Origin of the sequence: Achromobacter sp. GD03932 (genome assembly GCF_029839485.1) — a bacterium.
In the GTDB taxonomy this organism is placed as follows: Bacteria; Pseudomonadota; Gammaproteobacteria; order Burkholderiales; family Burkholderiaceae_B; genus Achromobacter; species Achromobacter bronchisepticus_A.
This window is the reverse complement of sequence record NZ_JAOCAT010000014.1, coordinates 23,232-35,070: the sequence shown is the minus strand read 5'-3', so window position 1 is coordinate 35,070 and position 11,839 is coordinate 23,232. Positions and strand designations below refer to the sequence as shown.

General features: G+C 61.5%; 10 protein-coding genes. 4 read left to right on the top strand and 6 right to left on the bottom strand.

The window, feature by feature from the left end; translation table 11 throughout:
* A complete protein-coding gene (locus N5C88_RS14730; protein ID WP_280015605.1) occupies window positions 1-786 on the bottom strand; it encodes an alpha/beta hydrolase in 786 nt (261 codons plus the stop codon).
* 92 nt (window positions 787-878) lie between these two features.
* Here N5C88_RS14730 and N5C88_RS14725 point away from each other — a divergent pair, with 92 nt between their 5' ends.
* The 3 genes from N5C88_RS14725 (at window position 879) to N5C88_RS14715 (ending at window position 3,585) form a co-directional block, all read left to right on the top strand.
* Entirely contained in the window at window positions 879-1,931 is a 1,053-nt protein-coding gene (locus tag N5C88_RS14725; RefSeq protein WP_280015604.1) for a helix-turn-helix domain-containing protein, read from the top strand.
* A 95-nt stretch (window positions 1,932-2,026) separates the two neighbouring features.
* The gene (locus tag N5C88_RS14720) at window positions 2,027-2,524 is read left to right on the top strand and encodes a hypothetical protein (protein ID WP_280015603.1); all 498 of its coding nucleotides are present in this window, start codon (window positions 2,027-2,029) and stop codon (window positions 2,522-2,524) included.
* Window positions 2,525-2,622: 98 nt separating this feature from the next.
* Entirely contained in the window at window positions 2,623-3,585 is a 963-nt protein-coding gene (locus N5C88_RS14715) for a bifunctional GNAT family N-acetyltransferase/nucleoside diphosphate kinase regulator (RefSeq protein ID WP_280015602.1), read from the top strand.
* A gap of 67 nt (window positions 3,586-3,652) precedes the next feature.
* Here N5C88_RS14715 and N5C88_RS14710 read toward each other — a convergent pair whose 3' ends face one another.
* A complete protein-coding gene (locus N5C88_RS14710) occupies window positions 3,653-4,909 on the bottom strand; it encodes a D-amino acid dehydrogenase (RefSeq protein WP_280015601.1) in 1,257 nt (418 codons plus the stop codon).
* Between the two features lie 250 nt (window positions 4,910-5,159).
* On the opposite strand from N5C88_RS14710, the gene N5C88_RS14705 reads away from it, so the two are divergent.
* Window positions 5,160-7,478, top strand: coding sequence for a molybdopterin-dependent oxidoreductase (locus N5C88_RS14705; protein ID WP_280015599.1), 2,319 nt, complete (start codon window positions 5,160-5,162; stop codon window positions 7,476-7,478).
* A gap of 84 nt (window positions 7,479-7,562) precedes the next feature.
* Here N5C88_RS14705 and N5C88_RS14700 read toward each other — a convergent pair whose 3' ends face one another.
* The 4 genes from N5C88_RS14700 to metC form a co-directional block, all read right to left on the bottom strand.
* The gene (locus N5C88_RS14700; protein WP_280015598.1) at window positions 7,563-8,582 is read right to left on the bottom strand and encodes a tripartite tricarboxylate transporter substrate binding protein; all 1,020 of its coding nucleotides are present in this window, start codon (window positions 8,580-8,582) and stop codon (window positions 7,563-7,565) included.
* Window positions 8,583-8,691: 109 nt separating this feature from the next.
* Window positions 8,692-9,471: an SDR family NAD(P)-dependent oxidoreductase gene (locus tag N5C88_RS14695; protein WP_280015597.1), complete on the bottom strand. Its 780-nt coding sequence runs from the start codon at window positions 9,469-9,471 to the stop codon at window positions 8,692-8,694.
* A 130-nt stretch (window positions 9,472-9,601) separates the two neighbouring features.
* The gene (locus N5C88_RS14690) at window positions 9,602-10,537 is read right to left on the bottom strand and encodes a 4-hydroxy-tetrahydrodipicolinate synthase (RefSeq protein ID WP_280015596.1); all 936 of its coding nucleotides are present in this window, start codon (window positions 10,535-10,537) and stop codon (window positions 9,602-9,604) included.
* A 40-nt stretch (window positions 10,538-10,577) separates the two neighbouring features.
* Window positions 10,578-11,798, bottom strand: a complete 1,221-nt coding sequence (metC, locus tag N5C88_RS14685) for a cystathionine beta-lyase (protein ID WP_280015595.1) — start codon at window positions 11,796-11,798, stop codon at window positions 10,578-10,580.
* Between the last annotated feature and the right edge of the window lie 41 nt (window positions 11,799-11,839).

The window sequence follows — 11,839 nt, the reverse complement described above, 5'->3', positions numbered from 1 at the left end:
CTAGTTGTGTGCGTCCAGGAACTCGTGCACCACGCGATTGAATTCGTCCGGCGTTTCGAAATAAGGAGAGTGGCCTGAGTCTTCAAAGGTGTATTTTCTGCTGCCAGGCAACAGCTTCGCGACCAGATGGTGGCTTTCCGGAGTCAGGAAATCGTCGTGGCTGCCGCCGGTCATCAAAGTGGGTACGCGGTAGCCCTCGAACTCGGCGGGATGGATCTTGACGTCGTCGGCCTGCATGGTCAGCGCCAGGAAACCCTTGGGGTTGAGCGCCTTGATGCAGCCGTACAGGTGCAGCATCTCGGGCCGGGCCTCGACGTTCTTGCGGTTCCAGCCGATGCTCTTGCTGCGCAGGTCGTGGCGGCCGTCGTCGAAGGTCTTGCCGGCCTTGCGCAGGATTTCCCAGGTCTCGGGCGAATAGGCCGGCGTCGGCGAACCGCTGATGAACAGCGTCTGGACGCGCCCTGGGTGCTGCACGGCCAGCGGCAGGCCGGCCCATGCGCCCAGCGACTGGCACACGAGGTTCACGTTGCTTATGCCTTCCTGGTCCAGTATGGCCAGCACGTCTGCGGGGTAATGCCGCGGATGGTTACGTTCCGGCGCGCAGGGAGAGTTCTTGAAACCCCTCAAGTCCATCACGATGACCTTGTACTCCCGGGCGAAAAAAGGCACCTGCTGGTACCAGCAGATGGTGTTGCCGCCGCCGCCATGGATGAACAGGACGGGTGCGCCCTCGCCATAGGTTTCGTAGTAGATGCGGGTGTCGTCAGACGCGGTTGCATAGGGCACGGATAAGCTCCTTGGAGGACGCGATTGATCTAATATTTGCGTGTTGATTTTGTTCGATCCTCCGCGGAAAGACCGCGCTCCAAACAGACATCATGGGTGCCGCTCCAGACAACTACCCTCTGCATGTGGAACTGCTGCTGCCAGCCGGCAGATTGAACGGCCCCATCCATGCCGCGATCGATACGTTCCGCACCGCCAACGGCATTGCCCGCAGCCGCAGCGGGCAAGCGAGCGGCCATGTGGTGACGTGGCGCTGCGCGGAAGTGGACCTATCGGCGGAAGCGGAACACCTATGCTTCATGCCGCCGGGCGCGCCGGACTCGGCGATGGAGCGCGCCATCTTCGTGCCGCCCCTGGAAACGGTCTCGGTGCCGCAGCTGCGCGCCAGCGTGGCAAGCAACGAAGCCGTGCTGCACGAAATCCGTAGCGCCGTGGCGGACAAACGCTACGTCTGCGCGGTCGGCACCGGCGTCTGGCTGGTTGCGGCGGCAGGCGTACTCGACAAGATGCAGACGCCGGTGCAATGGGCGTACCAGTCCGGCTTCGCGCGGACCCATCCGGACCTGGCCATCGCCAACGATCCGATTGTCTGGGCCAGCGAGCGCATCCTGCTGGCCGGAACGCCTTCATTGGCCTATGACTGCGTGCTTGAACTGATGGACCGCACGGGCATCGCCGGACTGGCCGGCGCATCGCGCGACAAGCTCGTCTTCGATCCCACGCGGCAGATCATCGCGTCGACGCTGCCCATAGAGAAGGTCAGCGGCCTCACCCGGGACAGCCCGCTCTATCGCGCCGTGCAGTGGTTGTTGGCGCATGCGCAGGAAGCCGTGACGATAGGCGGCGCCGCGCAACATGCGGCGGTCAGTGAAAGAACCTTGGCACGCCTTTTCCGGACGCATTTGGCGATCACGCCGCATGAATTCCTCACCGATATACGGATGAGAAAGAGCCAGATGTGGCTGGAAGTGACGCTGCGTTCGGTGGAGGACATAGCCAATGACTGCGGCTATCTGGACGTCGCAGCCTTTCGCCGCGCCTTCAAGCGCAAGTTCGGCGTAACGCCGGCGGATTATCGGCGCGAATACACGCAGCGGGGGCCGCGGGCGCGGTGGAAAATGGAGCAGTATGGAAGCGAGGCCTAGAGACTGGTTGCCGAGAACGCCAGGAGTATTCGTGGAATACTCAGGGAACTTCAAGCGCGATGGGAATTACTGCAGTGGCTAGTCACAAACTGCGCATGCTGTTCGGCGCGGCAGCTTCGATCGTCTTTGCCTGGTACTGCTTCCATGGATTGTCGTGGCTTGCACGCGGTGTCGGAATCATTCCGATCGTGCACTACGATCCGCCGGTAGACCAATGGATTCTGATCGGCGACCCGATGCTTCAAAGCTGGCACAAGGTCCGCGTATCCGAGGACTTTACGCTTGCTGGCATCGCACTCATTTTCCTGACCCTGGTGCTGTCCTATTACGTCGCACGCGTGGCCTATCACCTCAGTTTCGCGAAGGTCTTCACCCGCCACGACCGTTGGTTCGTCGCGGGATGGATGATCGGCGCGCCATTGATGGCCGCGCTGGGGCACATGCTCGTCCTCCTGGTGTTCGAGCAGTCCTGGGCGCATCGATGGCCCACGCTTGCTGGCGCGGCCGTGCTGATCGCTTTTTCCGTGTCGGCGAAACTGTTCGCGGATTTCTGGCAGTGGCTCATGCGCCGGCTCAGGGTTCATCCGATCTGATACGTCCCCCGGCCTTGCAAGCGAGGCCCGTTCCCGGCCTCTGCCCTGCATCCATCCGCATTCCGGCCTAAAATGCGCGGTTTTCCGAAAGAACCGTCATGGCCATCGCCATGAAGGGCTTTCATCCTTTACGAATGAGTGTGGTGAAGATGAACAAGCCTTTCATTTCGCTGTGCCCGGAAATTACCCGGACGCACGCGCTGACGCTGATGGATTGGTTGGAAGACGAGCGCGTCACCTGTTATCTGAGCGATTCGCGCAATGTCTCCCGCTTCATCGAGCAAGCCATCGATCGGACGCAACTGCCGATCCTGACCCATCTGTTCAACCAGGGCGGCCGCTTCTTCATGGCCTATGACAGGCGCGACGTCCCGGTGGGCTTCGTGCGCCTGGTCAAGACCGGCCCCGACTGCGAAATCGTCCTGGTGATCGGAGACTGCGACAACTGGGGCCGGAACCTGGGGGCAAGCACGATCCGCGAAGGCATGAAGCTGGCCTTCCTCGACATGCGGGCCGAAAAGCTCATCGCCAAGATCCACCCGGACAACGCACGCTCGCTGAAGACCTTTCTGCGCAGCGGCTTTCTGCTTGAGACCGAAACGCCGACACTGAAGTCGTTTTCCATGACCGCGGGGCGCTATCTCCGGCTGTTGCGCGAAGGCGCCGTTGTCGACTCCACGGATATCTACGTCACTGAGATCGACAAGGCACGGCTCAAGGAGCTGATCGAACTCGAGCAAGGCCCGGCTGTTGTCGAACTCGAGCACGAGCTTGAGCGAGCCATCGTCGTCGCACCGCAGCAGGTGGCTCGGAATGTCGTCACGATGAACTCCAGGGCCTTGCTGCAGCTGGACGACGAAGAAATGGAAGTTGCCCTGGTCTACCCGGAAGACGCCGACAGCAGCGCCGGTAAGTTCTCCGTGTGTTCCGACGTCGGCGCCGCCATCCTGGGCTATCAGGAGGGGGATTCCATAGACTGGCGGATTTCGGACCGGACCCGCCGGATAGGGATCAGGAAGGTGCTCTATCAGCCGGAAGCCGCGGGCGATTTCCATCTGTAAATCGGCGTTCGTCTGTCCGGCACGAACAACCTCGACAGGGATGGCGAAACCTCACGTTTCGTCAATGCTACCTTCGAAAACGCTCGATCGTGAGCCCATCGAGGTCGATTTCAGGCTTGCGGCCGCAGACCAGATCCGCCACGATTCGGGACGTTCCGCAGGCCTGGGTCCAGCCGTTCGAGCCATGCCCGCTGTTGAGAAACAGCCCGTCCCAACCGGAGACTCCGAGAATCGGGGGGCCGTCTGGCGTCATGGGGCGCAGGCCCGCCCAGAAGGTAGCGTTGGCGTAGTCGATACCATTTGGGAACAGGCTGCGCACCGCCCGGACCAGCACATCCTTACGGCCCGCCTTCAATGACAAGTCGTGGCCGACCAGTTCGGCCATGCCCGCCGCGCGGATTCTGTTGCCCAGTCGTGAAATCATGACCTTGTTGTGTTCGTCCATTACCGACATGTTGGGCGCTTGATCAGCATTGGTCACCCGCGCGGTAATCGAATAGCCCTTGAGCGGATATACGGGAAGCTTGATCCCCAGCGGCGCAAGCAATGCCGGAGCCTGGTTGCCCAAGGCGACAACCGTGGCATCGGCCTTCAGTGCTCCGCCAGAGGTCTCTGCGCCCACCACCCGACCGCCCTCATGCAGCAATCGCCGCACATCGGTGTCGAAGCGAAACTTCACGCCCGCACGCTGAAGCCAGGCGGTCAATGCCTGGCAGAAAATGTGGCTATCGCCCGAGGCATCGGACGGCAAATGAAGGCCGCCCGCGATCCTGGCGGTGGCGTCTCGCAAGGCCGGCTCGACCGCCAGCGCATCGCGCCCGTTCAACACACTGTGGCGAATTCCGAATTCCCTCAGTGCGCTGGCGGCAATGTCGCCATACCGGCACTCCGCCACGGTCTGGAACAGCTGCAACACGCCGCCCGCATGAAAATCGAACGCGATCGGCGTCTCGGCCATGAGCTGCTTCAGGCAAGCGAGACTGTAGTGAGCCACGCGCTGCATGCGCAGTTTGTTGACGCGAAACCGCGGCGCATTGCATTCCATCAGCCATCGCCTGGTCCAACGGAGTCTTTCAAATTCGGGCCAAAGCGAAAAGCGCACGGGGGCATCGGCTTGCAACGCCATCTTCAATACCTTGATCGGCATTCCCGGCGCGGCCCATGGCGCTGCAAAGCTCGGGCACAGACCGCCCGCATTGCCAAAGCTGGTTTCCATTCCCGCCGCCGAGTGGCGTTCCACGACTTCGACGTCATGGCCTTCGCGGCAGAGATAGTAGGCCGTTGTGGCGCCGACTACGCCGGATCCGAGGATGAGAACTTTCATGGGCGTGGTTGTCTTGGTCGATCGTGATATTTGCGGCGTAGCCGCAAGGCGCTGTCCGGCGATGCCAGGCCAGACCGGATTCAAGAATAAAGGGTGCCGGAGTGAAATTTATTTCATTGTTTTGACGCCAATCCGCGCGAATGGAAAGAAAATTCACCAGCTGTATTGCTAGCATTAATGGCGTGTTGAACATTCGCAATCGGTCCGCGCCTTTGATATGCGCGGCCTTGGGCCGGAACCTCGTCCAATCATGTCTGAACAGATTCTCCGCTTCCCCTCGCTCTCTCATTGGGGCGCATTCACCGCGGTCACGCAAGGCGGCCGGCTGATCGATTGCGAACCGTTCGCCCGCGACAGCGCTCCCTCGGGCATCCTGCAATCGATGCCTGCCATGGTCCACTCGCCGCTACGGGTGAACCGGCCAGCCATCCGGAAGGGATGGCTGCGCGATCGGCACTTGTGCGACGGGAGCGAGCGTGGACTTGACGAATACGTTGAGGTCAGTTGGGACGAGGCCCTTGCGGCGGTCCATTCGGAACTCCAGCGAGTGAGGGCAGAGCATGGCAGCGAGGCTATCTTTGGCGGCTCCTATGGCTGGTCATCGGCGGGCCGTTTGCACCATGCGCGCACTCAGACGCACCGTTTCCTGAACGCTGGCGGCGGCTTTACGAATCAGGCGGGCAACTATAGCTGGGGCACCGCGCAGTTTCTGCTGCCCCATGTGATCGGTACCTATACGCCGGTTACAGGCCGTGTGACAGACTGGAACAGTGTCACCAGTCATACCCGGCTGCTGATCGCATTCGGCGGCATGCCGTTGCGCAACACGCAGATCACATCGGGCGGCGCCGGGGACCATCCCGTGCCCGGGCAGCTCGAACGGGCGGTAGCCGCTGGCATGGAGCTAGTGGTCATCAGCCCGACCCGGGGAGATGTCCCTGCCGGCGTGCGCGCGCGCTGGGTTCCCATTCGTCCCAACACGGATGCGGCCTTGATGCTGGCCATGATCCAGGCGCTGATCGCCGATGGCGTCCACGACGAAGCGTTCCTCCAGACCCACTGCGTTGGATTTCCGGCCTTGCGCGATTATCTCGAAGGCAGGACGGACGGAATCCCAAAGACGCCGGAATGGGCCCAGACGATCTGCGATGTGCCGGCCGCGACTATCCGCGCGCTCGCGAGTCAGGCACGCAACACTCGCACGATGCTGACTTGCGCGTGGTCGTTGCAACGGGCTCATCGCGGCGAACAGCCGTATTGGGCAAGCATTGCGCTAGCCGCTGCGTTGGGGCATATCGGGCTGCCCGGCGGAGGCTTTGCGTTTGGACATGCGTCCATGAATGGTGCGGGAAACCCGCGCATGGAGATCGCGGGACCGGCCATGGAATCGGGACGCAACCCGACCGGCTCGGTGATTCCTGTTGCCCGGGTCACCGACATGCTGCTGCATCCTGGCCAGCACTATGAGTTCAATGGACGGGAAGGTACTTATCCAGACATCAAGATGGTGTACTGGGCCGGCGGCAACCCCTTCCATCACCAGCAGGACCTGAACCGCTTCAGCCGGGCATGGAGCCGGCCGCAAACGATAGTCGCCCACGAGATCTGGTGGACACCCATGGCGCGGCGCTCGGACATTGTGCTGCCGGCCACCACCACGCTGGAAAGAAATGACATCGGCGGATCGACGCGCGATCGTCACGTGTTTGCCATGCATCAGGCCTTGGCGCCGATCGGCTCCAGCCGCAATGACTTCGACATATACCGGGAACTGGCCGCGCTGGGCGGCTACGAGCATGGTTTTACCGAAGGCCGAGGCGAGATGGAGTGGGTGCTGCATATCTACGAATCCATGGCCAAGGAATGGCGCGGCAGCGGCCATATAGCCCCTGATTTCGATGCATTCTGGAGCCGCGGATTCGTGGAGATTCCCGAGCCTGAAAGGCCATTCGTGCTGTTCGAAGAGTTCCGTTGCGATCCCGAGGGACATCCACTGCGTACACCGTCCGGGCGCATCGAGCTGTATTCGGAAAAGATCGCCGGATTCGGTTACGCCGATTGCCCGCCCCACCCCAGCTGGCTGACGCCGGACGAATGGCTTGGCTCACCCAAGGCTGCACGGTGGCCGCTGCATCTGCTCACGCCGCAGCCCGCGGGCAAGCTCCATTCCCAAATGGATGGCGGCAAGGCATCAGTTGATCTCAAGGTCAATGGCCGCGAGGCCCTGCGCATTTCGCCGTTGGATGCGCAAGCGCGCCGCATCGGCCAGCATGATCTCGTCAAGATTTACAACGACCGTGGCGCGTGCCTTGCAACCGCGCTTATCGACGCTAACCTCAAGCCTGGCGTGGTGGCGCTGCCTACGGGAGCATGGTTTGACGCTGCCGACGAGAAGCTGGAGATACACGGCAACCCCAACGTATTGACGATCGACGTGGGCACTTCCCGCTTGACTCAGGGAAGCAGTGCCCAGTCCGCGCTGGTGGAGGTGATGCGCTGGGAAGAAGCCGCGCCTTCGGTCCGGGCCCTGGAGGCACCGGCAATTGCCAAATTGGATCGTGCCGCATAGCCGTCCGGCCCGGGCCCGGACACGGCTTTTCCCGAGCGCCCGGAGCGCCCCTGGATGGGGCGCTCTGGTTCTTGGGAAAGCGCCTCAGTCCGCGGTGATATTGGCCTGCTTGATGATGGCGCTGTATTTGTCCGTCTCGGCCTGGATGTACCGCGCGAAGTCGGCGCTGTTCCGGTAGGAGCTTTCAAAGCCGAGGTTGTCGAGTTGCTCCTTCATGCTGGCGGACGTCATGACTTTCTGCGTGGCGACTTCCAGCTTCTTGAGTATCGGCTCCGGCAACTTGGCTGGCGCCCACAAGCCATACCAGGAATAAAACTCGAAATTCTTCAGCCCAGCTTCGCGCATCGTCGGAACGTCCGGAAGCAAGGGGCTGCGCTTGTCGCCGGTTACCGCCAGCGCGCGTATCTTGCCTGACTTGACCATCGGCAGCGAGGAGAGCATGGGATCGGCCAGCGCGTGAACCTGTCCGCCGATCAAATCGGTCAAGGCGGGACCGCCGCCTTTATAGAGGACGATCGGGATCTTCAGATCGGAAAGACCCCCTTCATATGCAAACTGCGCAATGGCGAGGTGCCCCGCCGAGCCAAAGCCCGTGGTTGCAAAATTGTATTTGTTGGGAGCTGCCTTCACCACACCGACGAACTCCTGCACGGTCTTCGCAGGGACATCGTTGTTCACGCTGAATATCAATGCGCCTTGGGCCAGACCGCTGATGGGGGTGAAATCCTTCACCGCATCAAAGGTCATCTTCTTCCCATAGAGCAGCGGGTTGATGTTGTGGATCGAGGCATTCAGGTACAACGTATAGCCGTCTGCCGCCGAACGCGCGACCACGCCCGCGCCCACCATCCCGGACGCGCCCGCCCTGTTGTCGATGATGACCGATTGCTTCAGCTCCTCGCCTAGCTTCACGGCAAATATGCGCGCCAAGCCATCGACCGAACCGCCGGGAGGATGAGGCACCACGATGGTGATCGGACGGCTGGGATAGGAGGCGTCCGCCTTCGACTGCGCCTGTACCGAACCCAGCATGGCCAATCCACCGACAACTGCCGCAATGCCTTTCATGCAAAGGCGGCGAGAACGAAAAGGGGTATTACGCATGACGAACGATCTCATTGAAAATGGTTGGGCAACGAGTACCGCCCCCCTCTTCGGCTCCGCAATACATGAAAGAAGGCCGGCGTGGAAAGCGGGGATGATCGTAGGCGAATCAGTAGGTTCCTGGATAGGCTGCGCCGTCTATTAAGATATTCTGGCCGCATATATAGCCGGATTGGGCAGCGCAGACATATGCGCAAAGCGCGCCCAATTCCTCGGGCTCGCCGTAGCGGCCAGCAGGATTGTTGGATCCGCGCTCCGTCCACAGTTGTTCAAAACTCTTGCCGCCTGGCTCCAGCATTCCTTCTATGTGATGCCGCTGCGCATCGGTGGCGAAAACGCCCGGAAGCAGGTTGTTGATGGTGACGTTGTGCCGCACCGTCTGGCGGGCCAGGCCCGCAACAAAACCCACCAGGCAGGAGCGCGCGCCATTCGAAAGGCCGAGCTCAAGCTGCGGGGTTTTGACGCTGCGTGAAACGATATTCACAATGCGGCCGAAGCGGCGTTCCATCATGCCGTCGACGACACGCCGGATCATGTCGATCGGCCCAAGCGCCATGGAGTCAAGGGCCGCGTGCCAGTCGGACTGAGTCCACTGGCGAAAGTCACCGGGTGGCGCGCCGTCTGCGTTATTGACCAGAATATCGGGCGCGGGACACGCCGCAAGCGCCGCCTCCCGCCCTTCACCCGTGGTGATGTTGGCAACTGCGTATCGGACCCGGGTTCCCGTGGCCGCCGTGATTTCCTCAGCGGCCTGGGCCAGCGTGCTTTCCGTGCGCGCCGCGATGGTCACGTTGACGCCTTCGCTTGCCAACTGATGGGCGCAGGCGCGGCCCATTCCCTTGCTGCCGCCGAAAACCAGCGCATGGCGGCCTCGAATTCCCAAATCCATAGCGTTTCCTATTGCAAAGGCGCAGCCCAATCCATGACATGAAATGGCCGGAAAGGAATTCAGTCAGCAGGAAGCCGCAAGGCGGACAATCTCTCGACGCGCGTTCTTTCCGGCCCCATCCTGCAAGGGATCAGGCGGCCTTCAGTTGCAGCGAATTCCAGCCGTACTTCTTGTCCAGCCCCAGCGCCTTGACCGCGCGCAGGCCCTTGAGCAGAGGCTCTCCTTCCAGCGCGCGCAGCGGCTTGCGCAGTTCGCCTGCCGGCAGGCCCACGGCCTTCATCAGCGATTTGATGGCAACGGGGTTGATGGCCGAGTACGAGTAGTGCAGCAATTGCAGATTGCGCAGATAGGATTCGCGGAAGCTGAAGCTGACCTCGGGCGAGGTCCAGGGCTGGGAAATTTCCGTCAACTCTGCCGGCGCGATATTGCCGGTCATGTTGGCCGTGCCATGGCCACCCAGGCTCATGGTCGGCACGACCAGGCCCAGATTGGGCGAATCGCAGCACATCACGGCTACGTCGGGCGCGCCGTATAGTACTTGCGCCACCTGGCCCACGCGCGTGGTGGATTCCTTGTGGACCACGTAGTTCGGGTGCTTGAAGATGCGCAGCAGCTGATCCCAGTGCAGATCGCTCTTGACCCGTGGAGGATTGTTGTAGATGCCCAGCGGCAGATCGGTGGCGTCGGCTATCTCGAGGAAATAGCTTTCGATATCCGCTTCGGAGGCGCAGATGTAGGCAGGCGCAGCCAGAATGGCGCCATCGGCGCCGTTGGCCCGCGCAAAGCGCAGGTAATCCATGGTGGCCTCGGTGTTATTGCCGGTGCAGCCATAGAAGAGCTTCATCTTGCCGGTCTTCATCTTCGCCGTTTCCACGATGATGTCCTGGCGCTCTTTTTGCGACAGCATGGAAACCTCGCCCGTGGACCCCATGATGAGCACGGCGCTGGTGCCGTTGTCTTCCTGGAACTTCAGCAGTTCGCGGAAGGCTTCGTAATCGGGACTGCCATCCTTGTTGAAGGGCGTAATCAGGGCCACGAAGGACCCGGTGATCTTCATCTTGCTCATGTATATCTCCAGTAATGGACGAGTCAAAAACGGTGGAAGCTCAAACCGAGCGGGCGACTTCTTTCTGAGTATCGTGCTGCTGCGCATCCTGGCAGGCAACCATCGCAGCCAAACCTTGCTTCAAGTCGGCGATCAGATCTTCCGGGTCTTCCAGCCCCACATGCATGCGTACTGCCTTGCCCTTGTGAGGCCAGCGATCGCCGTGGTGCTTTCCCGGAGTGAACGGTATGGCCAGGCTTTCATATCCGCCCCAGGACACGCCGATTCCGAAATGATGCAAGGCATCGACAAAGGCGGCGACTGATTCGTCGTCGCTCGCACGCAGGACTACCGTGAAGAGGCCGCTTGCGCCCTTAAAATCGCGCTTCCAGATGGCGTGGCCCGGGTGGGACGGCAGCGCTGGATGCACCACGGCCTCGACCTCGGCTTGTTGTTCCAGCCACTGGGCCACGCGGATTCCCGACGCCATATGCTTCTGCAGCCGCACGTCCATGGTGCGCAGCCCCCGCAATGCCAGGAAGATATCGTCGGGGCTGGCCGTCTGGCCCATTTCCTGCGTCGTCTCCCTGACCTTGGGCCAGGTGGCTTGGTTGCAGGTCACCACGCCCAGCATGGCATCTGAATGACCCACGATGTACTTCGTCGCGGCGTGAATGGACACATCGACGCCATGCTCAAAAGCCTTGAAGAACAATGGCGTGGCCCAGGTGTTGTCCATGACAACAAAGGCGCCGTGCGCGTGCGCGGCCGCCGCGATGGCGGGAATATCCTGGATTTCAAGCGTTTCGGAACCCGGAGATTCGACAAATACGACGCGCGTATTGGGCTGCATGAGCGATTCGATGCGCTTGCCGCAAGCAGGGTCGTAGACCTGTACCTCAACCCCGAAGCGGCTGAGCACGCGATCGAGGAAGGAACGGGTCGGGGAATAGGCGCTATACGAAACCAGGATATGGTCGCCGGCCATGAGCAATGCGGTGAGCGTCGTGGCGATGGCCGCCAGGCCCGAGGGAAAGACCAAGGAGCGGTGTCCGCCTTCCAGGGTGGCCATGGCCTCCTCGAACGCGTGGGTGGTGGCGGTTCCATAGCGGCCATAGGTGGTGGCGCCCGGCTCTTGCGCGGCGCGGGCGCGCTTCATGCCTTCCCATTCCGCCATGCTGCCCGCGAGTATCGTCGATGCCCTGCAGATGGGGGTATTCACCAGGCCGCCAAAACGTTCCGGATGCCGGCCTGCGCTGACGAGTTGAGTGCTTTGCCTCATGAACTTCAATCTCCGTGGATGCACGGCCAGCGCTTCCAGGG